Consider the following 24,719-nt stretch of genomic DNA (forward strand, 5'->3'; position numbering starts at 1 on the left):
CGGAGTGACCGCCGTATGGTCGAAACCGCACGTCAGCAAGCCCGCGACGGGACCGCGCGTCCCGGACGGCGGGCTCCGATCCCCGCGCTCGGGGGACGTCGCACCGGATACCTGGCGGCCGGCGCGATGACGGCCGTGATCTATCACGTCCTCCTCGGCCTGGAGCTGCTCGCCACCGACGGCGCGGTTCCCTACGTGGTCCTGCTCGTGGCCGGCCACCTGGCCACCTCGTTGATCGTCTATCCCTGGTACAGGCTGGTGGTCTTCCGGGCCTCCGGAAGCTCGTGGGTCATCGGTTACCTGCGGTTCTACACGGTGGGGCTGGGTTTCCTGGCGGCATCCGTCGCCGGCGTCCCGCTCCTGGTCGAGCTCGCCGGCGCCCCGGTCCTGGTGGCGCAGGGCCTGATCGTGATCGCGAGCCCGCCGCTGGGCTACGTCGTCCACCGGACCTGGACCTTCTCCGGCGGCGGGGAGGCCCGGCCCTGGAAACGCATCCCGTGCTCTTCGACGGAACGCAGGGCGTCGTCGAGCCGTCCGCCGGAACCGCACGGACATCCGGACGGGCGGACCGTCCTGCGCCCAGGAATCCCTCACGGAAGGACCCAAGGATCATGAAGGCGCTCGTTCTGGCGGGCGGTAAGGGATCGAGGCTGCGTCCACTGACCTACACCTCGGCGAAGCAGCTGGTCCCCGTCGCCAACAAACCGGTGCTCTACTACGGGCTCGAAGCGATCCGGGACGCGGGCATCCGCAGCGTCGGCATCGTCGTCGGCGACACGGCTCACGAGATCCGGGAAGCGGTCGGGGACGGCTCGCGGTTCGGCCTCGACGTGACCTACATTCCCCAGGAGGCCCCCCTGGGCCTCGCCCACTGCGTCCTGATCGCCCGGGAGTTCCTCGGCGACGAGCCGTTCGTGATGTATCTGGGGGACAACTTCCTGGTGGACGGCATCGCCGGCCTGGTGGATGCCTTCCGCGGGTCGGGCAACGACGCCCAGATCCTGCTCACCAAGGTCGCCGAACCGCAGTTCTACGGGGTCGCGGAGCTCGGGCCGGACGGTGAGATCATCGGGCTGGAGGAGAAGCCGGAGCACCCGCGCAGCGACCTCGCGATCGTGGGGGTCTACACCTTCTCCCCCGCCGTCCACGAGGCGGTCCGGGCGATCACGCCCTCCGCCCGCGGCGAGCTGGAGATCACGGACGCGATCAAGTGGCTCATGGACAACGGCGGCCGCGTCCGCTCGCACTTCGTCAGCGGATACTGGAAGGACATCGGGCGCCTGCAGGACATGCTGGAGTGCAACCGCATCGTCCTGGAGGCGATCGAACCGAACGTCCGGGGAACCGTGGACGGGTTCTCGGAGATATCGGGACGCGTCCTCATCGAGCCGGGGGCGCTGGTGGAGAACTCGGTGATCCGGGGGCCCGCGGTCGTCGGGGCCGACAGCAAGATCATCAGCTCGTACATCGGCCCCTACACCTCGATCGGCGCGAGGTGCGTGCTGGAGAACGCCGACGTGCAGTACAGCATAGTTCTGGAGGACTCCGCCATCAGAGGCGTCCCGGGGCTCACCTACTCCCTGATCGGCCGGAACGTCGAGGTCAGCCGGGCCAGGGGGGTTCCCAACACACATCAGCTCATGGTCGGCGACCACAGCAGAATCCAGGTGCGGGCATGAAGATCCTCGTTTCGGGCGGCGCCGGATTCATCGGCTCCCACTACGTGCGCTCACTGCTGTCCGGCGAGTACCCCGGCTACGAGAACGTCCAGGTGACGGTGCTGGACAAGCTCACGTACGCGGGCAACCCGGCGAACCTGCACCCGGTCGCCGGGCATCCGCGCTTCACGTTCGTCAGGGGGGACATCACCGACGTCGGGCTGCTCGCCGACGTGGTGCCCGGCCACCACGTGATCGTCAACTTCGCGGCCGAGACGCACGTCGACCGCTCGATAACCGGCCCCGAGGACTTCGTGGTCACCAACGTCCACGGCACGCAGCGGCTCCTCCAGGCGGCGCTCGACACCGGCGTGCGCACGGTCGTCCAGGTCTCCACCGACGAGGTGTACGGGTCCATCGCCGAGGGGTCCTGGACCGAGTCCGAGCCCGTGCTGCCCAACTCCCCCTACGCGGCCTCGAAGGCGGGAGCCGACCTGCTGTGCCGCGCCTACCACCGGACCTACGGGCTCGACGTACGGGTGACCCGCTGTTGCAACAACTACGGCCCCCACCAGTACCCGGAGAAGCTCATTCCGCTCTTCGTCACCAACCTGATCGACGGGCGGCGGGTGCCCCTGTACGGCGACGGCCGGCACGTCCGTGAATGGCTGCACGTCGACGACCACTGCCGGGGCATCCAGCTCGTGCTGGACAAGGGTTCGGGCGGCGAGATCTACAACATCGGCGGCGGCGTCGAGCTGACCAACCGCGAGCTCACGGAACGCCTGCTGGCCGCCTTCGGCGTGGGCTGGGAGATGGTCGAGCCGGTGCCGGACAGGCTCGGGCACGACCGGCGCTACGCCCTGGACAGCGGCAAGATCGAGCAGATCGGCTACGCGCCCCTCGTCGGCTTCGACGAGGGACTCGCCCGGACCGTGCGGTGGTACCGCGACCACCAGGAATGGTGGCGCCCGCTGAAGAGGACCGGCTGACGGCCGCCGGGCGCCGGGGTCGCCGGGCACCCCGGCGCCCCGGCCACGCCTCCCGGGTCCGCCGCGCCCGGGTACCCAGGCGCGCCTGGCAAGGCCGCGGCTACCTGTCGTCTGTACGGTTCCCGGAAAGGTGTGGGCCATGGAGGCCACTCAGATTCGCCGCACGGTCGAGGTGGAGGACCGGCACTGGTGGTATCGCGAGCGACGCGCCATCCTCGCGCGTGAGCTCCGCGAGCTCCGCCGGATCGGCGTGCCCGGCAGGGCGCTCGACATCGGCGCGGCCGGGGGCGGCAACACCCGCGTGCTCGTCGGGCACGGGTGGGACGCGCTGGCCGCGGACTACTCGGAGACCGCGGTGGAGCTCGCCCGCGCGCGCGGTCTGCAGGCGGTCCACGCCGACGCCCGGGACCTGCCGCTGCCCGACATGCGGTTCGATCTCGTCCTGGCGTTCGACGTGCTGGAGCACATCAGGGAGGACCGTGAGGCCGTCCGCGAGATCGTGCGCGTGCTCCGGCCGGGAGGGACCGCGCTGATCACGGTTCCGTGCGACATGGCCCTGTGGTCGGCGCACGACGTCGCCTCCTCCCACGTCCGCCGGTACACCCGGGAGGGCCTGAACACCCTGCTGACCGGGGAGGGCCTGGTCATCGACCGCCTGTGGAGCTGGAACGTCCTGCTGAGACCGGTCGTCGCCTGGCGCAGGAAGCGCATCACCGGATCCGACGTCACGGAGACGTCGCACCTGGTCAACATGGGTCTCGGCGCCGTCGTCATGGCCGAGAGGTACCTGCCGGTCAAGTCGCTTCCCGGGGTCTCCCTCATCGCGAGGGCGCACCGTCCCCGGGCTGCCGCGGGACACCCGCCCCGCTGACGCCTCCCCGGCCGGGTCCGCGTCACCGGGTGCCGCCGCGCGGCGGCACCCGGTGACGCGGAGCCCCCGGGCTCACCGGGCCGGGCGCAGCACCGAGTAGAGGGCCTGGTCGTGCCAGCGGCCGTCCCGCCACTGGGCGCGGCGCAGGATCCCCTCGCACTCGAATCCCGCCTTCTCCAGGGCGCGCCGCTCGCCGTGGTTGGCGACGTCGGTGAACGCCTGGACGCGCTCGGCCCGGGTGTGGGCGAACAGGTAGTCCACGAGCTGGCCCTGGGCCCGGGTGCCGACCCCCTTGCCGCGGAAGCCGGAGAAGACGCAGATGCCCAGCGCCCAGCACCAGCAGGTGGCGTCGGGCCCCCAGCTGGTCATCCACCACACCACCCAGCCGGCCGGGTCGCCGTTGACGTCGATGGTGAGGCGTCCGGAGCCGGGGGCGAGGAGTCCGTTCTCGGCGAACTCCCGGCGCAGCGCGTGCGGGGAACGGTGCCCGTACCACTGGAACTCGCCCCTGAGCTCCGGGGTGGCCCGTTCCGTTTCGAAGGCGTCCAGGTCCTCCTCGCGGACCGGCCGCAACATGATCTCCATGACCTTCCTCTCAGGGACGAGCCGGTGCCCGCCGTGGCGTGCCCGGCGGAGTGGTCTTCAGGTGCTCGGCGGCCTTCGGCCCGGTGTTGAGGATGAGGTCGAGGACGCTCACCCGGTGGTCGAACGGCGGATGGAGCTGCGGGTACTCGGGGTAGCCCGAGTAGTCGAACCACCGAACGCCGATTCCCGCTCTCCGGAAGAGGTCCTCGTCGAGGTAGGCCCGCGCGGCCGGGCCGGTGACGTACTCGGTGGCGCCCGCCTTGCGGCACAGGTCGACGAGGCGCTCCGTCTTCGTCCCCGCCGCGCGGTAGTCGGCGGACCGGCGCAGTTCGGTGCCGATGCCGAGGATCGAGCAGATGCCCTCCAGGAAGTGCCGGTTCACCTCGGACAGCCGGTCGCCTCCGCATTCGAGGTAGAGCCTTTCCAGGACCGGGGCGAACTCGTCGAAGCAGGGGGCCTTCCGGTAGCTCTGCGCGAGAATCCGCCAGTGCGCGACGTTCCAGCCCGGGTCGGCGACCGTCATCTCGCTGATCAGCCGGCTGCGGGGGCCGCTCCTGAGCGGGATCGAGAGCCACCGGGGACCCGTCGCCGTCTTTATGCGGTTACGGTTGCGCCAGTCCCTGTCGGTGTACTGCACATCGTCGAGGAGGATGAACTCGTCGACGCCGGCGATCAGATCGAAGTACCCCTTCCACGGGATGTAGTTCGACTGCACTATCGCGACGCGTTTCACGCGCTCCACCCCTCCGGCCCGTCCGGGTACCGCGTTCGTCCCCGCCGGGGTCACCGGGCGGGTCCCAGCGTCCGTGAGTGCCGGCCCCCGGGTGGGCTGAGGTGCCCCCCGTCGGCGTCGGAGGTCATCGACAGGCCGGGGCCGTGACTTTCGGACCGTTCGCGGATGATGTACGTCGGGCGTCCCATCCGCTCCGCGTGGATTCGGCCGAGGTACTCCCCGATCACGCCGAGGGCGACCATCTGGGCGGAGGCGAACAGCGTGATCATGGTCGCCGTCGAGGTGAACCCCTTGACCGTGGTGTCCCCGCACCAGTAGCTCCAGAGGAAGACCGCGAGGAGGACGGTGCCGAGTACCCCCGTCAGCAGCCCGCAGTAGGTGACCAGGCGGAGCGGGATGCTGCTGTAGGCGACCAGGACGCCGATCGCGTGCCGGACGAGCATCGGAACGGTGTAGTTGGAGTGCCCGACGGACCGGTGCTCGATGTTCACCCGGACGGTCCCGATCCGCGTGGTCGCCCACGAGAACGCGATGTCGATCTGGGTGTACGGTCCCGTGACCCCGTCCAGCGCCTCCCGGAGAAAGCTGCGAAAGGCGCGGAACGAGCAGATGTCCCCGCTGTTCTCCCCGCCGAACCGCCCGGAGAGCCCGATCTTGAGGGATCTGGAGGCGAGGTCGCGCAGGAGTCCGTGCGTTCCGGAGCGCGGGACCGCGTAGACGAGGTCGAGGTCGGGCCGGAGGGCCGCCAGGAGCCGGGGGACCTCCTCCGGCGGATGCTGGAGATCGTCGTCCATGGTCACCACGACGTCGTAACGGACGCTGCGGATACCGGCGACGAGGGCGTTGTGCTGCCCGTAGTTCCGGGCCAGCAGCAGCGCACGGACCGTTTCGTGCCGGTCGGCGAGCTCTTGGGCCGCTTCCCACGTGTCGTCCGGCGAGCCGTCGACGACGAGCACCACCTCGAACGCGGAGGCCACGTCCGGCAGAACGGCGAGGAGGCGGCCGACCAGTGCCGGAAGCGTCCGCGCCGATCGATAACACGGGATCACGACGGATACGCGGGTCATGGCAGCAGTCTCACGAATGCCGGACCGGCTTACCGGGAGCGCAGGTTCGGATTTACCTTATATTGGCGAAGCCCGGGATGAATCCGAGTTGTTTCACATCACCGGAAAGACGAGCCGGGGGCCGCGACGAACCGGGTTCTTCTGGTGATCGCCGCTCCAGAGGAATTTCACGTCAGATGTCCGTCGAATATGGGAATCGCCGCTTCTACCAGTAATACCGGCCAGAGGGTGATCTCGTTATTTTTCGCTTACCGGCCTCACCGGTGAAGGCTCATCCAGGTACGCGAGCGGGGGTTGCACATGCGGGACGACGAGAAGAGACGCGGCGCGAGACGGCGGCGGACGGTCCCGATCGCCGTACTGGCCCTCGGCGTCTGCGTCGCGGCCGCGATCGGCCTGCCCCAGGCCGCCTGGGCGCAGTCCCGCACCCCGGGCGCCGAGCGGGGCGCGGCGAGGGCCGACTGCCCCCCGACCTCCGAGATCTGCCTGGAGAACAGCCTCCCCGGCAACCCCTACAGCGAGTGGAACGTGCCCGGGGCCGGCAGCAGCAACATCCAGGGCTACCCGGTCCAGATGAGCGTCAACAAGGGGGAGACCGCGCAGTTCAAGGTGAGCACCCCCGCGGCCGCCTACCGCATGGACATCTACCGCGTCGGATACTACGGCGGCATGGGGGCGCGGAAGATCACCACGATCAGGCCCTCCGTGCCGCTGCCCCAGACGCAGCCGGCCTGCCTGAGCGACGCGGTGACCGGACTGATCGACTGCGGCAACTGGAGCGTGTCCGCCTCCTGGGCGGTGCCGGGTGACGCCGTCTCCGGGGTCTACCTCGCCAACATGGTCAGGGAGGACGGGGTGAGCGGCGTCAGCCAGCTCATATTCGTCGTCCGGGACGACTCGGGCGGCTCGGACCTGCTGGTCCAGACCGCCGACGCGACCTGGCAGGCGTACAACACCTACGGCGGGAACAGCCTGTACGTGGGCAGTCCCGCCGGACGCGCCTTCAAGGTCAGCTACAACCGCCCGGTCATCACCCGCGCCAAGTGGCCGGAGACCTACTTCTTCGACTCCGAGTACCCGATGGTCCGGTGGCTTGAGGCCAACGGCTACGACGTGAGCTACACCTCCAGCATCGACACCGCCTCACGGGGCGCGGAGCTGCTGGAGCACAAGGTGTTCTTCGCCATGGGCCACGCCGAGTACTGGTCCAACGACATGCGGGACAACGTGCAGAACGCCCGGGACGCGGGCATCAACCTCGCCTTCTTCACCGGAAACGACATCTTCTGGAAGACGAGGTGGGAGAACAGCATCGACAGCGCCGGCGTCCCGTTCCGCACGCTCGTCTGCTACAAGGAGACCCTGGCCAACGCCAAGATCGACCCGAGCCCCCAGTGGACCGGCACGTGGCGGGACCCCCGTTTCTCCCCGCCCTCGAACGGCGGCAGACCGGAGAACGCCGTCACCGGCACCCTGTACCGGGTCAACGGCAACGTCAACGACTCGATAGTCGTCCCCGCGGAGTACGGCCCCATGCGCCTCTGGCGCAACACGTCGATCGCGACCCTCCAGCCCGGTGAGCAGGCGGTGTTCCCCGCCGGGACGCTGGGGTACGAGTGGAACGAGACGCCGGAGGACGCGTCCACCCCGCAGGGGCCGGTGAAGCTCTCCCAGACGACGCTGGCCTACCCCACCCAGATCCTGCTCGACTTCGGCGGCACGTACGGCGCCGGGGTGGCCACGCACCACCTGACGCTCTACAAGGTCACGAGCGGCGCGCTCGTCTTCGGCGCGGGGACCATCCAGTGGTCGTGGGGCCTGGACGCCAACCACGACCGGGGAGCCGGAACCCCCACGGACATCCGGATGCAGCAGGCGACGGTCAACCTCCTCGCCGACATGCGGGCCCAGCCGGCGTCCCTCCAGGCGGGCCTGGTCCCGGCGACCCCGTCGACGGACGTCACCCCCCCGACGTCGGCCATCACCTCCCCGTCGAGCGGCGCCTCGGTGGCGGGGCAGACGCCCGTCTCGATCCAGGGGACGGCGGTCGACACCGGAGGCGGCGTCGTGGCGGGCGTCGAGGTCTCGGTCGACGGCGGCGGCACGTGGCAGCAGGCGACGGGCCGCGCGAACTGGAGGTTCGACTGGACGACCGGCGCCCCCGGCCCGGTGACGATCCTGTCCCGGGCGGTGGACGACATCGGCAACGTCCAGAAGACCCCGACCGTCCTGAACGTCACCGTCAACGCGGGATGCCCCTGCACCATCTGGCCGCCGGACGCCACACCCGCCGAAGCCTCGAAGAACGACCCCGTGGGAATCGAGGTCGGGGTCAGGTTCCGCTCGGCGAGCGAGGGCTTCATCACGGGGATCAGGTTCTACAAGGGCCCGACCAACACCGGAACGCACATCGGCAACCTCTGGACCAACACGGGGACGCTCCTGGCGACCGCGACGTTCACCGACGAGACGGCGGACGGCTGGCAGCAGGTGAGCTTCCCGGCGCCCGTCCCGGTGCGCGCCGGCATCACCTACGTCGCCTCCTACTTCGCGCCCAGGGGAAACTACGCGGTGACGAGGGACTACTTCAACAAGGCCTACTCGAACGGCCTGCTCACCGCGCTCGCGAACGGCACGGACGGCGGCAACGGCCTGTACACCTACAGCAAGGTGAGCACCTTCCCGACCAGCACCTACCGGGCGACCAACGCATGGGTCGACGTGGTGTTCACGGCGTCGAGCAGCCTCTGGGACGACACGGCGGTGCCGGCCGTCCCGACCCAGCCCGACTCCAAGGCGGTCGCCCTCGGCCTGAAGTTCCAGGCGTCGGTACCGGGCTTCATCAGGGGGATCAGGTTCTACAAGGGCCCGCAGAACACCGGAGCCCACACCGGAAGCCTGTGGACCCTCGACGGCCGGCTGCTCGGGAGCGTCACCTTCACCGGCGAGACCGCGTCCGGGTGGCAGCAGGCGATCTTCCCCACGCCCATCCCGATCGACGCGAGCACCACCTACGTGATCTCCTACCACACGACGTCGGGGTACTACTCGGTCACGAGACCGTACTTCACCACGCAGTACTCGCGCGGCCGGCTCACCGCCCTCGCCGACGGCGCGGCCGGAGGAAACGGCGTGTACACCTACAGCGGGACGAACGTCTTCCCGACCAGCACCTACAAGGCCGCCAACTACTGGGTCGACGTGCTCTTCGACGGCACCCAGACCCCGGCCGCCGCCGCCGCGGCGGCGGCCCCGCGCCGGAGTTCCGCCCCGGACGCCGCGGGGCCGTCCGCGGCGGGCGCCGGCGGCTCCCGCGACGCCGCGCCGGAGAGAAGCCGGCCCTCGCCGCGGGGGGCCGGCGCACCGGCCGCCGCCCGCCTCGCGTGACCGGATCGGAGCGCGCGCATGAGAATAGTCCGGGTGAGCTACCGGGTGCCGCCCGAGCGGGGCGGCAAGGAGCGGCACGTCGACTGCCTCACCCGGGAACAGCTGGGCCGCGGCCACGAGGTGGCGCTCGCCTTCCGGCGCGGGAGCACCGTGCCGGAGGGGGCGGCCGTGCTGCCGCTCCGGCCGACCGTGCTGTCCCGGGCGCTCGCGACGAGGTCCGACGTCCTCGCGTTCGCGGCCGAGGTGGCGCACGCGCTGCGGCACGCCGGCCGGGCCGATCTGGTGCACCTGCACGGGGACCACGTCGAGGCGGCCGTCCTGGGACCGTTCTGCCGGCGACGCGGCGTGCCGCTGGTGCTCACCGTGCACGGCGCCCTCTCCCGGCGCCACCACCGGGTGGCGCGCAGGGCGCTGGGCGCGGTCGACGCGTTCATCGCCCTGGGGTCCCGGCCGGCGCGCGACCTGGTGGAGCTCGGCGCCGACCCGCGCCGCGTCCTGACCATGTCGAGCGGGCTGGACCTCGCGGGCATGCCGCGCCCCGGGCCCCCGGCGGCGCGGGAGCCGGGCCTGGTCGTCAGCGTCGGTTCCCTGGACCCGGTGAAGAACCACGATCTCGTGATCGAGGCGGTGCGCCTCGTCCGCCGTACCAGGCCGGAGGTCCGCCTGGTCATCGCCGGTGACGGCCCGGAGCGGAGCCGGCTGTCGCGGCTCTCGGAGGCGGGCGGCCCGATCGAGCTGGCCGGCCCGCTCTCCCGGGACGAGGTGTACGGACTGCTCCGGCGGGCGCAGGTCTTCGTCCTCGCCTCGCGCCGCCTTCCCGGCAAGGGAGAGGGGGTGCCGACCGCGGCGCTGGAGGCGCTGGCCCTCGGCACCCCCGTGGTCCTCTCGTCCGAGGCCTCCCTCGACCCGGTCGTCCGGGACGGCGGAGCCTACCGCACGTTCGAATCCGGCTCGCTGGACGGGCTGGTCTCGGCCCTCGGCGCGGTGCTCGACGACGAGGAGGCACGCGACCGGATGAGCGCGCGCGGGCCGCGGGCGGTGGCGGACCTGGGCTGGCCGGCGGTCGCGAGCCGGGTCGAGGAGTGGTACCGCGTCGCCTTGGACACCGCTCTGGACGCCGCCCCGGACGCGGCACGGCCCGGCGGCGGGCGGTGAGACCCGGTGAGACCCGCCGCCGGTCACGGCCGCCGTGCGAGCACCGTCCGGACGCCGCGCCCGGCGCAGGAGAGCAACGAGACCACGGAACGCAGGTCGGAGGGCCGGGGCAGCAGGTCCCGCGCACCGGCTCCGGCCGTCCGGGCGAACCACAGCACCTCGGCCACCGCCATGGCGGTGTAGCTCACGCTGGAGGCCAGCGCGGCCCCGGCGGCGCCGTACCGCGGTATCAGCACGGCGTTCATCCCGAGGTTCGCCGCGAGGGCGCCCACGGCGACGGAGGCCATCGCCATGGGGCGGCGCAGCCGTACCAGGTACTGCTCGACCGGCCGCAGAAGCGACCACGCGACCATCCCGGGGGCGAGGACGAGCAGCGGCGTCACGCTCCCCGCGAAGGGGGCGCCGTACAGCAGGGGGATCAGCGTCGGCGAGGCGACCGCCAGCGCGCCGACGCTGATCGAGGAGAGCAGCAGGTTGAGGCGGAGCGTGCGCAGGGTGGCCCCCTGGGCGGACGATTCGTCCTCGACCGCCTGGTGGGGCAGCGTGACCTGTGCCATCGCGTCCGTCGGGATCCTCGCGAGGGACAGGAACGCCATCGCGGTGGTGTACAGGCCCACCTCGGCCGGTGACACGAAGGCGTTCAGCAGCAGGACGTCGACGGTCAGCAGCAGGTGGAAGGCGACCGGCCCTATGTGGTAGCGGCCGGACAGCGAGAGCTGCTCGCGGGCGAGCGCCGCCTCCCCGCGTACGGCGGAGCGGCCGAGCGACCGGACGAACAGCGCGAAGGGCACGACCGTGGAGGCCGACCAGCAGACGACCACGATCGGAAGGGTGAGCCGCCCGACGACCGCGAGCGCCAGGATCGGGAGGTACAGGACGAGCGCCGCCGTGACCACCGATCGGTTGACCAGCCCGTTCTGGGACCCGAGGAGCAGGATCCCCTTGAGGTTGACCGCCGCGACCCCGAACGGCACCGTGGCGAGGGCCATGATCATGAGATGCGGCGCCGGGAGGGGGATGAGGGCGAGCACGACCCCGAGGGCGACCAGGCCGGCCGCGAGGCCGAGGGTCAGTCCGAGGATCAGGGCGTTGCCCGCGAGGAACCGGCGGCGTTCGCGGACCGGCCAGAACACCATCTGCGACCTTCCCACCGAGAGGTGGCCCAGGGCGATCGCCATCCCGGCGGTGGTCGTGATCGTCGCGTAGACGCCCCGGCCCTCGGGCAGCAGGGCACGTGCCAGGAAGACCCCCGCCATCGCCGCCAGGGCGAGCGGCAGCGCCTGGCTGACCATGGTCTGGACGACCCTCGCGAGGTGGTCCTCGTTCATGACCGGGGCGGGGAGGACGGGCCGCCCGGGGTCGCGTGTCCGGCTACCGCGCACGGCGGGCCCTCAGGAGCCTGCGGTACAGGACGATGTGCTCCTCGGCGACGACGTCCATGCCGAGGTTCTTCCGCACCCAGGCGCGTGCCGCGTTCCCCAGCGACAGGGCGAGGCCGGGGTCGTCGAGCAGCCGGACGACGCCCTCGGCCAGGGCCGCCGGGTCCGCGGGGGGCACGAGGACGCCGCGGTCCTCCAGCAGTTCGGGGGTGCCGCCCACCGCGGTGGCGACGATCGGCCGGCCCGCGGCCATCGCCTCCATGACCGCGTTGCTCAGCCCCTCGGAGACCGACGGGAGGACAACCACGTCGGCGCGGGCCAGGAGTCCCCCGGTGTCCACGCGGAATCCCAGGAACCGGACGTCCACCCCGAGCGCGCTCGCCTGCTCCTCAAGACGCCGGCGCTCGGCGCCGTCCCCGACGAGCACGAACGTGCACGGACGGCCGCTCCGGGAGAGCAGCGCGGCGGCGTCGATGAGGAACCGGTGGCCCTTGTTCTCGCTGAGACGCGCCACGCACACGATCAGGGGCAGCGCCGTGTCGACGTGTTCCGGCTCGACCGGGTCGAACGCCGGGTCCGGAAGCCCGTTGTAGATCACGCTCACCTTGCGGGCCGGTACGCCCTCGACCTCCCGGGTGCCCTTCGCGATGGCCACCGCGTTGGCGACGACCTGGTCGGTGATGGCCGTCACGGCTCTTTCGAGGGCGACGTACCCCGGGCGCCGCGGCTTGAGGTAGCCCTGTGTGCGTCGTCCCGTGACCACGACCGGAACCCGCGCTAACCGCGCGGCGACGGCCCCCAGGACGTAACCCTCGTAGAGGAACCCGTGCAGGACGTCGGGCCGGAGCCGTCTCAGCAGCCTGACGAGACGGAGGAACGCCGCCAGGTTCCGGGCGAGACCCACCGGGCCGGGCGACCGGCGGGAGAAGCCGAGACGGTGCACCGCGATCCCCTCGGCGAGGAGGGCCGCCTCACGCGGCCCGCCCTTCGACAGGACGAACACGTGCGTCTCGACGCCCCTGCGGTGCAGCTCCCCCGCGAGCAGGACCAGCTGTTTCTCCGCGCCTCCCAGCCCCAGGTGCCCCGTGACGAGTACGACACGCTGAACATCGGCTTCGTCTTCCACCGCCATGACAGGCCCTTCGCTCGGAACGACATCGACCTTCGCTTCTTTCGCGGGAGGCGCCGTCGCACCCCGCGACGGGCCCGGGGAGGAGCTCATGTCCGTGAGCCCGGGGCGGCGGACGCCGCCGCGTCCGCGGCCTGGGCGGGAGGATCGTCCTCCCGGAACGGCGTCCTGGTCCACGCGATCGCGGACAGCAGGCTCGTGACCATCACGATGGGCATGCGCTGGCGGAAGATGAGACCTATGTTCGACATGGTGGTCGCGTACGCGACCGTGCCCGGGATGACGAAGAGCATGATGATCAGCAGCATTCTCCGGTCGTAGCGCCACAGCCGGCGGAACCCTTCGGCCGCGCAGTAGAGGAGGTAGTACCAGAGCACGGTGTCCACCTTCCCGAACTGCAGCGCCAGGCTGCCGGACATCCAGGGGAACGGGGCCAGGACCGTGTAGACGATCTTCGGGCCGAGCGCGTTCCAGGCGTCGCCGTCGTCTTCGAAGACCACCCCCGAGCCGCCCTCCGCGTTGGCGAACCGGACCTGTGCCGACTGGCCGCGCTCCAGTTGCTCCTGCAGGATCTCGGCGGCGGGAAGCTCGCCGGTGCCCTGGACGGCGACCAGGACGGGCACGGCGAGCGCGGCCACGACGAGAAGGGTCCGCGGGGAGACGGCGCGCCTGATCCGGGCGACGCCGAGGAGCAGCGGCAGGCCGCACATGAACACCATGTACGGGCGCACGTGCCAGAGCGCCCACAGCAGCGGGGTGAGCAGCAACAGCTTGCGCATGCCGAACCGCTGCATGTTCGAGGCGGCGAGGGCGAGGCAGGCCAGGACGAGGAACGCGTTGAGACCGTCCTTGAACGTGTCGGACGTGTGCAGCAGGAACCCCGGGAGGAAGGCCGTGATGACGAGCAGCCGGAACGCCGCGCGCTCGTCGGCGCCGACGAGCCGCGCGAACCTGTACATGACGACGCACAGCCCGCAGGCGATGAGCGCGACGACGGCCGTGCACGCCAGCGGTGCCCGCCCGCCGCACAGGTACACGACGATCGCGAAGAGGTGGCAGGGCACCGAGATGGAATATATGGGGCCGACCTGCTCGGAACTGACGAACTGCACCCCGTGGTGTCTCCAGTACTCGGCGATCTCCACGGCCTTGGCCTCGTAGTAGAGGTTGTCCCCGCCGTAGTCGATGAAGCCGGACCGCGTCACCAGGACGTTGACGGCCAGCCGGACGACGAAGGCGGCCATCAGCACGGAGAGGATCCTCCCTGCCAGCCGCGCCTCGAAGCTCGCGTGGACCATGAGAATGAGCGTCACCGCGACGACGGCGACGACGATGTACTCCATGACGGATCACCTGGTATTCGTCGGCTCGCTGCGCGCGGTCCCGGCCGGGGACGTCCGGCTCCGGGACCCGAGGCGATTCGGGTGGCGGACCGGGAGGGTCGCGGAAGGCTCACGACGGGCGCCGCGGCGTCCCGGCGCGTGGCCGGCGGTCACGAGCAGACCTCGTCGTACAGCCTGTCGAACCATTCCGCCGCCCGGCCGATGTCCATGAGCCCGGCGCTGTCGCGGGCGCCCTCGCGAAGGCGCGCGTGGACTTCGGGACGCATCGCCCGCAGGATGCCCTCGGCGAGGGCGTCCGGGTCCCCGGGCCGGGTGAGCAGGCCGTTCCGCTCGTGCTCCACCAGGTCGGGCACTCCGCCGACGGCGGTGGACACCACGGGCACCCCCGCGGCGAGGGCCTCCATGACGACGACCGGGAGGCCCTCGTAGTCGGAGCTGAGCACGAGGAGGTCGGCGGCGGCGACCAGGTGACCGGCCTCCGCCACGTGTCCCACGAGTCGCACGCCGTCCAGTCCGAGTTCGGCGACGCGCTGGGCCACCGGCGCGCGCAGCGGGCCGGACCCGGCGAGCAGGAACATCGCGCGCGGCTCCTGGGCGATCACCTTCGCCGCGGCCTCGACGAGCAGCGCGTGGTTCTTCTGCGGGCGGAGATTGGCCGCGTGCACGATGAGGAAGGCCCCCTCGGGAACGTCCCACTCCCTCCTGGTCCGTTCCGCCCGCTGCGCCCGGCGGCGCTGTTCCTCGACCCGGACGCCGTGCACGCGGACGGACAGGTTCCGCGCGCGGGCGCTGGTGCGCGCCGCGGCGACCTGCGGGGAGACCGCCACGGTCCGGCTGTCCAGCCAGGCGGTCGCCTGGTCGAGCACCATCGTCAGGGGCCGGTACCGGACGTTGTGGACGGTCGAGATCAGAACCGGGCGGGTCCTCCACAACCGGGACGCCGGCCGGAGCAGCGACGCCGGAAGGGGAGAGTGGATGTTGAGCACGTCGGGCTCCAGCCGTCTGACCTCCCGTACGAGATGAACGAGGCGGAGCGGGCGGGGGCGGGAGGTGAGGTCGACGACGCGGATGCCCGCCGCTCGCAGCCGCCCGGTCAGCTCCGCGGTGTCCGCCGTCATGCACACGACGGTGTAGCGCCTGCCCGAGGGAGGCGTGGCGAGCAGCCGCTCCACGAGCAGGACCTCGGCGCCGCCCACATCGAGTGTTTTGATCACCTCGCAGACGTGTGCGCCGCTCACCGCGCCGCCCCGGGCGGGCGGGTCCTCTCTCTGCTCTCTCATGTCTCGAACAACCTCTCCGTGTGGCCGCGGCCGCGGGCCAAAGGTCTCCTGGTCAGGTTCCACGCCGTCCCGCGGCCGCGGAGGGGTGGCGCGCCGCCTCGGGCGCCGTCCATGTCCCCCGCCGCGTCCCCCGCGGACGCCGGGACGGTCACGCGCCGGAGCCGTCCGGCAGCGAGTAGACGGCGTAGCCGCCGGAACGGAACCGGAGCCGCGCGAAGTCCCCGATCCGGGACCCCGGGTCCAGGCGGCTCTCGTCCGCGAAGAGCCAGCGCACTCCGTAACGGTCGCGCAGTGACCGGATCGCGGCCTCCGACGGGGTCCGGAAGGCCGCGTCGTTCGACCGGATCCGGTCGGCGTCCCAGAACGGGAGGTTCTGGAAGCGCTGCCCCGGGTGCCAGCGGCTCAGGTTCGTCGTCGTGTACGCCCATCCCTCGACCAGCACGCGCCGTTCGGTCAGCGCGCTCACCCAGAAGTGGCGGCTGTCGCACGGACTCTCGTACCCCCAGCGGCAGTGCGCGTTGGTGGCGACCAGGTCGTCCGGGTCCGAGTGGTCGCGCAGCCACCGCCCCGCGGTCAGGGCGCCCGGCGGGACCGCGCTGACCGGCACCCAGCGGCCCGCCTGCCGGTCGACGCCCTCCGCGCCGCCGGCGGTGGAGAGCGCGCGGGCGCCCCAGGCGGCGGGCATGCCCGCGGCGGAGACCGCGAAGATCACGAAAGCCCAGAGGCGGACTCCGCGCCGTCCCATGGCGAACAGGACCGCCACCGCGAGGGCGACGGCGGCCAGCAGGGCGAGGTAGGGCCGGTACAGGGCGGTGTCCGGCTGGCCGGAGGCCAGGGGAACCCGGACGCCGCAGAGAACACGGATCAGCCAGGCGGCCGACAGCCCGGCGGCGACCGCGACGGCCACCCGCCAGGGAGACGTCCGCGCCCGTCTCCCGATCACGACGAGACCGTAGGCGGCGACGGCCGTCAGGTAGGGGTAGGCCCCGCCGAGGAAGTAGACCTGGCTCATGGAGCAGTGCCCGAACACGAACAGCACGCCGAGCCCGGCGGCGCCCATGCCGAGCATGAGGACCACTCCCGGCTCGGCGAGCGTGCGCCGCCTGCCCAGCAGCCCCAGGACCCCGCACCAGATGACGGCCCAGCACATCAGGTACAGGAGCGCGACGCCCAGCACCGAGGTCCACGCCGGCTCGGCGGTCTCCCCCAGGCCGGTCAGCTCGCGCCAGGTGACGCGCATCAGGGCGAAGGGGTCGACCACCATTCCCTGCCGTGCCTGGCCGAACAGCACGAAGCCGGCGTAGAGGGAACACGCCGCGGTCATCCCCAGCGCGGCGAGCGTGGGCCAGGGCGGCCGGCGCCGCCTGATCGCCTCGACCGTGCCCGCCGCCACCAGTCCCGCGGCGAGCAGGGGAAGGTATATGGCCTTGGCCCCCATGACGGCCACGAGGAAGAGACCCAGCAGCAGCCACCTGCCGGCGCCCCGCCGCCGGCGTCCCAGGAGGTCGAGCAGGAGAAGGACGACCGGGGCGAACAGCAGCGCCCCGAACGTCTGGGACGGGCTCGTCCACGACTGGACCTTCCAGGTGAACACCCCGACGCTCGGGCCGAGGTAGAGGTCGGGGGCCGTCACGAAGAACGTTCCCGTGACGGTCAGCAGGGCCCCGGCCCACGATCCCGTGACACGCCTTCCGATCATCCCCAGGATGACCGCGAGCGCGGCCAGCATGGGCAGCATGGCCAGCCGGAACAGCAGCACCAGCGGCTCCGTCCCGGTCACCCAGCTCGCCGCCGCGAGGTGGGCGTAGACGAACCAGTGGTAGAGGAGGGGTTCCCCGGCGACCATCGGCGCCGTGGGCGGCATGTGGTGCTTCACCTCGCCGACGAGGGCCAGGTGGAACGGCAGGTCGGTGTTGGATCCGCCGATCTGCGGCCAGGTGAGGCCGTACTTGAAGAAGGTGAGGGCGCTCCAGGCGAGCAGGGACGCGAGGATCAGCGAGAGGGACCACGACCACCAGAGCGGCGTACGGATCCGGGGCGCGCCGGTCCAGTGTCTCCGCAGCCGGGGGACCGCGAGGAAGATCGCGTAGGTGGTGACCGGCCACGCCAGGACGAGCAGCGGCGCGCCCAGGGAGCGGGCGGCGATGTAGGCGGGCACCTCCACGGCGTAGCCGAGCGTCACGCCCAGGGCGATCTCCTCCGCCGCCGTACGGCGGCCTCTGTACAGCGCCCGGAGCAGCAGTACCCCGGGAAGCGCGAGACACAGCGCGACATAGACCCCGAAAAACGCGATGTCCCGTACGGAGACTCCGTAAATCCACAGCACGGCCACCATGCAGGCGGTCAGTAGCACGGCCGGCAGAAACGCCGGAACCCGCCCCGGCGTCCGGCGCCATGGAGAACGCCGCTTTTCCGGGGGAATCCCGCTCGTTCGAGCTTCTTCCAGCGGTTCGCGCGGCGCGGACGTGAAACCCTGAGGCGGCGAAGCGTTGACCATGGGGGCAATCCTCGCGGTCCGCCCTTGTCCGGAGCGTCGGGAACACTCGCGCACAGAATGTCCTTGCCACTCCTTTATGCGGAGCCGCCGGTCCGGCCCTCGCCGGGGGCGGGGCCCGCCGGACCGGCCGGTCACCTGCCGGAAAGACCTGGGTACGGCCTCCGCGGCGGGCCCGCGCCCGAGCCGCCGGGACGGACAGGGCAATGCACATGAAGCGCAAGAAAGACCCGGAAAGAATCAATAAATAGCTATGCCCCTTTTTTCGCCCTTCGCATGCTTTGCAGGGAAAGGCTAAGAGCTAACCGTCCTGATCATGCACAGGTAGGGAATGTGGAAACTTTTCGCCGCCAGCGCGACACGAGCGGCGAACGGATCAAACATCGAGCTAGCTTCTTCGGGTGACCCAGGTCCATCACCGAGGAGCCCGCATGAAGCCGGACGCTCGAATTCGTGTCATGGAAATCATCGCGCGCATGAATGTCGGCGGCCCGGCCACCCAGGTCGTGGGATTGTGCGAGCGGCTGAACTCCGAGGAGTTCGACCACCGCCTCTACACCGGCCACACCGACGGCGGCGAGAGCGACCATCTCCGGCTTCGGGACGTGGCGGTGCCGGTGCACCAGGTTCCGGGCCTGGGCCGGTCCATCAGGCCGTCCGACGACTACCACGCGCTGGTCCACCTGGTCAGGGCCATGAGGGCGTTCCGCCCGCACATCGTGCACACCCGGACGGCCAAGGCCGGCGCCCTCGGGCGCACCGCCGCCGGCCTGGCACGCGTCGGCTCGGCCCGGGTGCACGTGTTCCACGGTCACCTCCTGCACGGCTACTTCTCCCCCGCCCGGCGCCGCCTCTACGTGCAGGCGGAACGGTTCCTGGCGCCCATGTCCGACCGGCTGGTGACCGTCGGGGACCGGGTCCGCGACGACCTGCTCGCCGCCGGAATCGGCCGCCCGGAGCAGTACACCGTGATCGCGCCGGGAGTACGGCTGGGGCCGGTCCCCACCCGCGAGGCCGCCCGCGCCGCCCTGGGGCTGCCGCCGGACGCGCCCGTCGTCGCGTACGTGGGCCGGCTCACCCGGGTGAAACGGCCCGACCGCTTCCTCGCCGTGGCCGGCGAGGTTCTCCGGCGCCTCCCCGACTGCCGGTTCGTCGTCTGCGGGGGCGGCGAGCTCAGGAAGGACGTCGAGCAGGACATCGGGCCCATGCGGGACTCCGTCCGTCTCCTGGGATGGAGAAGGGACGTGGAGACGGTCTACGCCGCGGCCGACGTGGTCCTGCTGACCTCCGACAACGAGGGCACGCCGCTGAGCCTCATCGAGGCGGGGATGGCGGCGACCCCCGTCGTCTCCACCCGCGTGGGGAGCGTCGACGAGGTCGTCCGGGACGGGCACACCGGCCTGCTCGCCACGACCGACGCCGGCGAACTGGCCGCGCACACCGTCCGGCTGCTCTCCGACCGGGCGCTCGCGCACCGGATGGGCGAGTCGGCCCGCCGGTGGACGACGGCCTCGTTCGGGGTGGAACGCCTGGTCGCGGACACCGAAGCCCTTTACCGGTCGCTGCGCGGCGCGTCCCGGTACCGCCATACCTCGAAGGGGACGAACAGATGAGAATCCTGGTCACGGGCGGCGCCGGCTTCATCGGCGCGAACACATGCCGGGCGTTCACCGCCCGGCCGGAGGTCGAACGCGTCACGGTGCTGGACGACCTGAGCAGCGGAGACCTCGCCAACCTGGACGGCGTCGGGGTGGAGTTCGTGAAGGGCAGCATCCTGGACCGGGACCTCCTGGCCGACCTCGCCGCCGACGCCACCACGGTGATCCACCTGGCCGCGCGGCCCTCGGTGCCCCGGTCCCTGGCCGATCCCGTGGCCTCGCACACCGTCAACGCCACGGGCACCCTCAACGTCCTGGAGGCGTGCCGGGAGACGGCGCCACAGGTGATCCTCGCCTCGTCGTCCTCGGTGTACGGGAACCGGCCGGAGCCGTACAAGCACGAGGACCTCCCCACCCGGCCGCTCAGCCCGTACGGCGCGAGCAAGCTCGCCGCCGAGGCCTACGCCCTGGCGTACGCCGAAAGCTACGGCCTGCCGGTCCTGCCGTTCCGGTTCTTCAACGTCTACGGCCCCATGCAGGCCGCGGACCACGCCTACGCGGCCGTCATCCCGGCGTTCGTCTCCGCGGCCCTGCGCGGCCGTCCGGTGTCGATCCACGGTGACGGGAACCAGGCGCGGGACTTCACCTACGTGGGGTCGGTGACCGACGTCCTCGTCGACGCGGCCGTCCGCCGGGTCACGAGCCGAAGGCCGGTGAACCTCGCCTTCGGGACCCGGGTCTCCCTGCTGTACCTGAGGCGGCTCCTCTCCGAGGTCCTGGACAGGCCGATCGAGGCGGACTTCCTGCCGCCCAGGACGGGCGACATCCGGGAGTCCCAGGCCTCCCCCGACCTGCTGCGCGACCTGTTCCCCGATGTGCGGCCGGTGCCGCTCGAAGACGGGCTCCGCATGACGGCGGCCTGGTTCGAGCCGGCGGCGGTCCCGCCCACCGGGGCATGACCCGGCGCACGCACCCGATCCACCCTTCTCCCCTCGGCCATAGAAATCTCTCCAGCGCGTAATAGGGGAAGCCGTGAGCAAGCTAACCGGGAGCACCTATCTGATAACGGGCGGCAGCGGGTTCGTGGGATCGCATCTCACCGACGCGCTGCTCGCCCGCGGTGACTCCGTCATGATCCTGGACAACCTGTCGACCGGGCGGCTGGACAACCTCCGGCCGCATCCCCGCCTGCACTTCGTGCAGGGGTCGGTGCTGGACGAACTCGTGGTCGACGAGCTGGTCCACCGCTGCGACGTCGTGGTCCACCTGGCGGCCGCGGTCGGCGTCAAGCTGATCGTCGAGCAGCCGCTGAGATGCCTGACGACGAACATCCGCGGCTCGGAGAACGTCATCGAGGCCGCGCACCGGTACCGGAAAAAGATCATGATCACCAGTACGAGTGAGATCTACGGCAAGAACTCCAGCGGGCCGCTCCACGAGCTCTCCGACCGCATCCTGGGCAGCCCGGCGGTGGTCAGATGGGCCTACAGCACGGCCAAGGCCGTCGACGAGATCCTGGCCAACGCCTACCACAGGGAGCGCGACCTCCCGACGGTCATCGTCAGGCTGTTCAACACGGTGGGGCCGCGGCAGAGCCCGGCCTACGGCATGGTCATCCCCCGCCTCGTCAGGCAGGCGCTCAGCGGCGCCCCGCTCACGGTCTTCGGCGACGGCACCCAGACCAGGTGCTTCGCCCACGTCAAGGACGTGGTCAACGCGCTGCTCCGGCTCCTCGACCACGAGGACGCGATCGGCCAGACCTTCAACGTCGGTGCCAGCGACGAGGTGAGCATCCTGGAACTCGCCAAGCTGATCATCGAGCTCACCGGGAGCACGTCCGGGATCGACCTCATCCCGTACGCCGAGGCGTACGAGGCGGGCTTCGAGGACATGGAACGCCGGGTCCCCGACACCACGAGGCTCCGCGCGCTCACCGGGTGGGTGCCCCGGCTGTCGCTGGACGACATCCTCACGGACACCGTCGCCGAGGCCCGCGCCGATCTGGCGACGTCGCCGCGGTGAACGGCGTCACCGTCCTCGGCACCGGGGTGGCGGCCTTCCTGCTGACCGCCGTGTCCACCCGGCCGCTGGGGCGTCTCGCACTGCGCTGGGGCATCACCGACCACCCGGGGGGCTACAAGACGCACGAGCGGCCGATCCCCTACCTGGGCGGCGTGGCGATCATGCTGGGCACGATCGTCCCGTTCGCCGCCGTGGTGGGCCTGGACGACGTCCGGGTCACCGCGATCGTGCTCGCGGCCGCCGCCGTGGCGTTCCTGGGCCTGGTCGACGACTTCTCGCCGCTCTCCCTGCTCATCCGGCTGGCCGTCGAGGTGGTGGCCGCCACCGGGGTCGTGGTGGGCGGGGTTCAGGCGTCCCTGACCGAGTCGTGGGCGGACGGGCCGCTCACCGTGCTGTGGATCGTCGTGATCACCAACTCGTTCAACCTGCTCGACAACATGGACGGCGCCCTCGGCGCCATCTCGGCGGCCGGTGCGGCCTGCCTGGCGGGGACGGCCTTCGTGTGCGCCCAACCGGCGGCCGGGGTGCTGCTGGTGACCCTGGCCCTGGCCAGCCTGGGATTCCTGCCGCACAACTGGGCGCCGGCGAAGGTGTTCATGGGGGACTCCGGATCGTTGTTCATCGGATTCGTCTTCGCCTGCTCATCCGCCCTGCTGGTCACCGGGAAGGGGACGGGCGCGGTGATAGCGGGCCTGCTGCTGTCGACCTTCGTCGCAACCGTCGACACCGGGGTCGTGCTCCTGTCACGCCAGCTGGCCGGCCGCCCGCTGCTCCGGGGCGGCAACGACCACATGTCCCACCGCCTGCGCCGGATCGGCCTCGGCACGAGGGCGACGGCCGCCGTCCTCGCCCTCATGGCGGCTCTCACCGGCGTGCTCGGCCTGGCGACGGCCCTGAACTGGATCTCGCCGCTCACCGTGGCCGTCGCCGCCGTCGGGGCCGTCCTCATCCTCATCGGCCTGCCGCAACGAGTGCGGGTCTACTCCTCCGACCGGGCGCGCAGCCGCCCGGCGACCATCCTGGAAAGGCGGCGATAGACCGGTGGAACTGCTCTACTACGTACGGCTCGCACGCAGGAACTGGCTGCTCATCCTGCTGGCACTGGTCATCGCGGTCCCCACGGCGCTCGCCGTGACCGCGAACACCCCGCCCAAGTACACGGCGACGATCTCCATGATGGTCTACAGCGAGGACCGGGAGGGCAGCCTCTCCACCGCCTACCAGGCGGGGATGCTGTCCCAGCAGCGGGTGCAGTCGTACGCCCGGTTGCTGACCAGCCGCCGCATGCTCGACAGGATCGCCGAAGGCGGTGACGTCCGGCGCCTCCAGGAGAACATCACCGCGGAGTCCATCCCCGCCACGGTGCTCATCCGGGCCACGGTCGCCGACACCGACCCCGTGCGCGCCGCGCGGCTGGCCAACGCCCTGGGAACCGGCTTCCCCAAGCTGATCAGCGAGATCGAGCGGCCGATCTCCCCCGGGCGTTCCGTCGTCAGGGTGACCATGGTGGACCCGGCGGACGTCCCCACGGAGCCGGTCAGCCCCAGGCCGCTGGTCAACCTGGCGCTCGCCCTGGTGGCCGCGCTGTTCCTCTCCGTCGGCTCGATCATCCTGCGTGACCGCCTGGACACGACCGTCAAGACACACGAGGTGCTGCGGCTGACGTCGAAGAGCTCGATCCTCGGGACCATCGGCTACGAGCGGAACGCGCGGCGCCAGCCTCTCATCGTCCGCGACCGCGGCCGCTCGTCCAGGGCCGAGGCGTTCCGCTCGTTGCGCACCAACCTGCAGTTCATCGGCGTCGACCGGCAGCCCCGGTCACTGGTGGTCACCAGTTGCCTGCCGGGCGAGGGGAAGTCCTCGATCGCCACCAACCTGTCGATCACACTCGCGCAGGCCGGCTGGCGGGTGATCCTGGTGGACGGCGACCTGCGCCGCCCGCGCATCCCGCACTACCTCGGCATCGAGGGCGCGGCCGGCCTCACGGACGTGCTGATCGGGAAGACGGCGCTGCGGGACGTCGTCCAGACCTGGGGGGAGCCGGGCCTGTCGGTCCTGCCGAGCGGTCAGATCCCGCCGAACCCGAGCGAGCTGCTCGCCTCGCAGGCGATGCGCACGCTGCTCGGCCAGCTCATGGAGAGCCACGACATGGTGATCATCGACGCGCCGCCGCTGCTGCCCGTGACCGACGCCGCGGCGCTCGCGGCGATCTGTGACGGCGCGCTGCTCATCGCGCGGTACGGCAGGACCCGGCGGGAGCACCTCGTCCGCGCCGTGGAACTGCTGTCGTCGATCAACGCCCGCCTGGTGGGGGCCGTCCTGAACTTCGTCCCGGTCAGGAGGAGCAACTACCACGGCTACGGCTACGGTTACGGCTACGAACCCGGGACGAACACCGAGGTCAAGACTCCCGTGGGTGTGTGAGCAACCGGAGCGGGACGGCGAGCGCCTCGGCGATCCTCCGGCTCGCCGTCCTGTGGGCCCGCCGGGAACCGCCGTGGGGGTCGGGGATGTCGGGCCGCTCCACCGGGACCAGCCCGCGCAGGGCCCTCGCCTCGGCGACCAGTGTGCGCGCCCGCCGTACGGGGTCCCGGTGGCGGAGGACCGTCCCGGGCGGCACGGCTCCGGACAGGACCCCGAACTCGGCGATGGTGAAGGCCCGCGTGGCGGCCGCGGGCAGCAGCTGCACCGCCCGGGCGCGGTGCTCGGAGGCGGCGGTCAGCACGAGATCGGCGGCGGCCACCAGCTCGGGGGTGAGCGGCCGGGCGGCGAAGCCGCCGGGATCACCGCCGAGCCGGACCAGTGACTCCCGCGCGCGTCCGGCCATCCGGCCTCCCGGCTCGGCGTGGGTTCCCGCGCTGCTCACCCGGATCGGTGAGGCCGGTCCCAGGACCGACCTGGCCAGCCGCTCCGCCACCGGGGAGCGGCAGATGTTGCCCGTGCACACGAACAGGATGTGAAACCCGGCATCGCCCGCGGCATCGTCACCGTTCGTACGTTCCCCCACCGTCATGAGACTCGCACGT

Annotated in this window: 20 protein-coding genes; 11 read left to right on the top strand and 9 right to left on the bottom strand. The window is 71.4% G+C overall.

The annotated features are described in order from the left end of the window. Nucleotides 1-15: 15 nt before the first annotated feature. The 4 genes from IEZ10_RS04550 to IEZ10_RS04565 all read left to right on the top strand — a co-directional run bounded on the left by IEZ10_RS04550 (nucleotide 16) and on the right by IEZ10_RS04565 (nucleotide 3,521). Nucleotides 16-615 (top strand): GtrA family protein, encoded by a 600-nt coding sequence (locus IEZ10_RS04550; RefSeq protein ID WP_268246276.1) that lies wholly within the window; start codon nucleotides 16-18, stop codon nucleotides 613-615. After that, nucleotides 612-1,679 (top strand): glucose-1-phosphate thymidylyltransferase, encoded by a 1,068-nt coding sequence (locus IEZ10_RS04555; protein WP_189245195.1) that lies wholly within the window; start codon nucleotides 612-614, stop codon nucleotides 1,677-1,679. The genes IEZ10_RS04550 and IEZ10_RS04555 overlap by 4 nt, the downstream gene beginning before the upstream one ends. Further along, nucleotides 1,676-2,650, top strand: a complete 975-nt coding sequence (gene rfbB, locus IEZ10_RS04560) for a dTDP-glucose 4,6-dehydratase (protein WP_189245196.1) — start codon at nucleotides 1,676-1,678, stop codon at nucleotides 2,648-2,650. Before IEZ10_RS04555 ends, rfbB begins: the two co-directional genes overlap by 4 nt. Nucleotides 2,651-2,789: 139 nt before the next feature. Then, nucleotides 2,790-3,521, top strand: coding sequence for a class I SAM-dependent methyltransferase (locus tag IEZ10_RS04565; protein WP_189245197.1), 732 nt, complete (start codon nucleotides 2,790-2,792; stop codon nucleotides 3,519-3,521). Nucleotides 3,522-3,593: 72 nt separating this feature from the next. On the opposite strand, the gene IEZ10_RS04570 is transcribed toward IEZ10_RS04565, so the two are convergent. Genes IEZ10_RS04570 through IEZ10_RS04580 form a run of 3 tightly spaced genes read right to left on the bottom strand, consistent with a single transcriptional unit; the run spans nucleotide 3,594 to nucleotide 5,906 of the window. Further along, nucleotides 3,594-4,106, bottom strand: a complete 513-nt coding sequence (locus tag IEZ10_RS04570) for a GNAT family N-acetyltransferase (protein WP_189245198.1) — start codon at nucleotides 4,104-4,106, stop codon at nucleotides 3,594-3,596. A 10-nt stretch (nucleotides 4,107-4,116) separates the two neighbouring features. Beyond that, on the bottom strand, nucleotides 4,117-4,839 hold the full coding sequence (locus IEZ10_RS04575; protein WP_189245199.1) for a WbqC family protein: 723 nt from the start codon (nucleotides 4,837-4,839) through the stop codon (nucleotides 4,117-4,119). Between the two features lie 50 nt (nucleotides 4,840-4,889). Further along, nucleotides 4,890-5,906, bottom strand: a complete 1,017-nt coding sequence (locus tag IEZ10_RS04580; protein WP_189245200.1) for a glycosyltransferase family 2 protein — start codon at nucleotides 5,904-5,906, stop codon at nucleotides 4,890-4,892. Between the two features lie 300 nt (nucleotides 5,907-6,206). Here IEZ10_RS04580 and IEZ10_RS04585 point away from each other — a divergent pair, with 300 nt between their 5' ends. Both IEZ10_RS04585 and IEZ10_RS04590 read left to right on the top strand, forming a co-directional pair. After that, nucleotides 6,207-9,293 (top strand): DUF4082 domain-containing protein, encoded by a 3,087-nt coding sequence (locus IEZ10_RS04585; protein WP_189245201.1) that lies wholly within the window; start codon nucleotides 6,207-6,209, stop codon nucleotides 9,291-9,293. A gap of 18 nt (nucleotides 9,294-9,311) precedes the next feature. Next, on the top strand, nucleotides 9,312-10,448 hold the full coding sequence (locus IEZ10_RS04590; protein WP_189245202.1) for a glycosyltransferase family 4 protein: 1,137 nt from the start codon (nucleotides 9,312-9,314) through the stop codon (nucleotides 10,446-10,448). Nucleotides 10,449-10,471: 23 nt separating this feature from the next. Here IEZ10_RS04590 and IEZ10_RS04595 read toward each other — a convergent pair whose 3' ends face one another. The 5 genes from IEZ10_RS04595 to IEZ10_RS04615 all read right to left on the bottom strand — a co-directional run bounded on the left by IEZ10_RS04595 (nucleotide 10,472) and on the right by IEZ10_RS04615 (nucleotide 17,905). Further along, nucleotides 10,472-11,776 (bottom strand): lipopolysaccharide biosynthesis protein, encoded by a 1,305-nt coding sequence (locus IEZ10_RS04595; protein ID WP_189245203.1) that lies wholly within the window; start codon nucleotides 11,774-11,776, stop codon nucleotides 10,472-10,474. Nucleotides 11,777-11,819: 43 nt separating this feature from the next. Further along, nucleotides 11,820-12,959 (bottom strand): glycosyltransferase, encoded by a 1,140-nt coding sequence (locus tag IEZ10_RS04600; protein WP_189245204.1) that lies wholly within the window; start codon nucleotides 12,957-12,959, stop codon nucleotides 11,820-11,822. An 86-nt stretch (nucleotides 12,960-13,045) separates the two neighbouring features. Then, nucleotides 13,046-14,299 (bottom strand): hypothetical protein, encoded by a 1,254-nt coding sequence (locus IEZ10_RS04605; RefSeq protein ID WP_189245205.1) that lies wholly within the window; start codon nucleotides 14,297-14,299, stop codon nucleotides 13,046-13,048. Nucleotides 14,300-14,448: 149 nt separating this feature from the next. Beyond that, the gene (locus tag IEZ10_RS04610; protein ID WP_189245206.1) at nucleotides 14,449-15,579 is read right to left on the bottom strand and encodes a glycosyltransferase; all 1,131 of its coding nucleotides are present in this window, start codon (nucleotides 15,577-15,579) and stop codon (nucleotides 14,449-14,451) included. A 148-nt stretch (nucleotides 15,580-15,727) separates the two neighbouring features. After that, on the bottom strand, nucleotides 15,728-17,905 hold the full coding sequence (locus tag IEZ10_RS04615; protein WP_229810955.1) for a hypothetical protein: 2,178 nt from the start codon (nucleotides 17,903-17,905) through the stop codon (nucleotides 15,728-15,730). Between the two features lie 626 nt (nucleotides 17,906-18,531). Here IEZ10_RS04615 and IEZ10_RS04620 point away from each other — a divergent pair. The 5 genes from IEZ10_RS04620 to IEZ10_RS04640 all read left to right on the top strand — a co-directional run bounded on the left by IEZ10_RS04620 (nucleotide 18,532) and on the right by IEZ10_RS04640 (nucleotide 24,117). After that, nucleotides 18,532-19,686: a glycosyltransferase gene (locus tag IEZ10_RS04620; protein WP_229810956.1), complete on the top strand. Its 1,155-nt coding sequence runs from the start codon at nucleotides 18,532-18,534 to the stop codon at nucleotides 19,684-19,686. Continuing rightward, nucleotides 19,683-20,630, top strand: a complete 948-nt coding sequence (locus tag IEZ10_RS04625) for an NAD-dependent epimerase/dehydratase family protein (RefSeq protein WP_189245209.1) — start codon at nucleotides 19,683-19,685, stop codon at nucleotides 20,628-20,630. The genes IEZ10_RS04620 and IEZ10_RS04625 overlap by 4 nt, the downstream gene beginning before the upstream one ends. 73 nt (nucleotides 20,631-20,703) lie before the next feature. Continuing rightward, nucleotides 20,704-21,693, top strand: coding sequence for an NAD-dependent epimerase/dehydratase family protein (locus tag IEZ10_RS04630; RefSeq protein WP_189245210.1), 990 nt, complete (start codon nucleotides 20,704-20,706; stop codon nucleotides 21,691-21,693). Further along, complete coding sequence (locus IEZ10_RS04635; protein WP_189245211.1) at nucleotides 21,690-22,730, top strand: glycosyltransferase family 4 protein; 1,041 nt, start codon at nucleotides 21,690-21,692, stop codon at nucleotides 22,728-22,730. The genes IEZ10_RS04630 and IEZ10_RS04635 overlap by 4 nt, the downstream gene beginning before the upstream one ends. Before the next feature lie 4 nt (nucleotides 22,731-22,734). After that, nucleotides 22,735-24,117: a tyrosine-protein kinase domain-containing protein gene (locus IEZ10_RS04640; protein WP_189245212.1), complete on the top strand. Its 1,383-nt coding sequence runs from the start codon at nucleotides 22,735-22,737 to the stop codon at nucleotides 24,115-24,117. Here the strand turns inward: IEZ10_RS04640 and IEZ10_RS04645 are convergent. After that, a complete protein-coding gene (locus IEZ10_RS04645) occupies nucleotides 24,095-24,700 on the bottom strand; it encodes an arsenate reductase/protein-tyrosine-phosphatase family protein (RefSeq protein WP_189245213.1) in 606 nt (201 codons plus the stop codon). The two genes, IEZ10_RS04640 and IEZ10_RS04645, sit on opposite strands and share 23 nt — an antisense overlap. Nucleotides 24,701-24,719: the final 19 nt, after the last annotated feature.

This window comes from Streptosporangium pseudovulgare, assembly GCF_014648055.1.
Lineage (GTDB): Bacteria > Actinomycetota > Actinomycetes > Streptosporangiales > Streptosporangiaceae > Streptosporangium > Streptosporangium pseudovulgare.

Bases quoted from the DNA above. Each gene is read 5' to 3' on its own strand.
- IEZ10_RS04590 (WP_189245202.1), top strand. From the start codon at position 9,312: ATGAGAATAGTCCGGGTGAGCTACCGGGTGCCGCCCGAGCGGGGCGGC.
- IEZ10_RS04555 (WP_189245195.1), top strand. From the start codon at position 612: ATGAAGGCGCTCGTTCTGGCGGGCGGTAAGGGATCGAGGCTGCGTCCA.
- IEZ10_RS04580 (WP_189245200.1), bottom strand. From the start codon at position 5,906: ATGACCCGCGTATCCGTCGTGATCCCGTGTTATCGATCGGCGCGGACG.
- IEZ10_RS04600 (WP_189245204.1), bottom strand. From the start codon at position 12,959: ATGGCGGTGGAAGACGAAGCCGATGTTCAGCGTGTCGTACTCGTCACG.
- IEZ10_RS04620 (WP_229810956.1), top strand. From the start codon at position 18,532: ATGGAAATCATCGCGCGCATGAATGTCGGCGGCCCGGCCACCCAGGTC.
- IEZ10_RS04585 (WP_189245201.1), top strand. From the start codon at position 6,207: ATGCGGGACGACGAGAAGAGACGCGGCGCGAGACGGCGGCGGACGGTC.
- IEZ10_RS04595 (WP_189245203.1), bottom strand. From the start codon at position 11,776: ATGAACGAGGACCACCTCGCGAGGGTCGTCCAGACCATGGTCAGCCAG.
- IEZ10_RS04610 (WP_189245206.1), bottom strand. From the start codon at position 15,579: ATGAGAGAGCAGAGAGAGGACCCGCCCGCCCGGGGCGGCGCGGTGAGC.
- IEZ10_RS04550 (WP_268246276.1), top strand. From the start codon at position 16: ATGGTCGAAACCGCACGTCAGCAAGCCCGCGACGGGACCGCGCGTCCC.
- rfbB (WP_189245196.1), top strand. From the start codon at position 1,676: ATGAAGATCCTCGTTTCGGGCGGCGCCGGATTCATCGGCTCCCACTAC.
- IEZ10_RS04625 (WP_189245209.1), top strand. From the start codon at position 19,683: ATGAGAATCCTGGTCACGGGCGGCGCCGGCTTCATCGGCGCGAACACA.
- IEZ10_RS04570 (WP_189245198.1), bottom strand. From the start codon at position 4,106: ATGGAGATCATGTTGCGGCCGGTCCGCGAGGAGGACCTGGACGCCTTC.
- IEZ10_RS04605 (WP_189245205.1), bottom strand. From the start codon at position 14,299: ATGGAGTACATCGTCGTCGCCGTCGTCGCGGTGACGCTCATTCTCATG.
- IEZ10_RS04565 (WP_189245197.1), top strand. From the start codon at position 2,790: ATGGAGGCCACTCAGATTCGCCGCACGGTCGAGGTGGAGGACCGGCAC.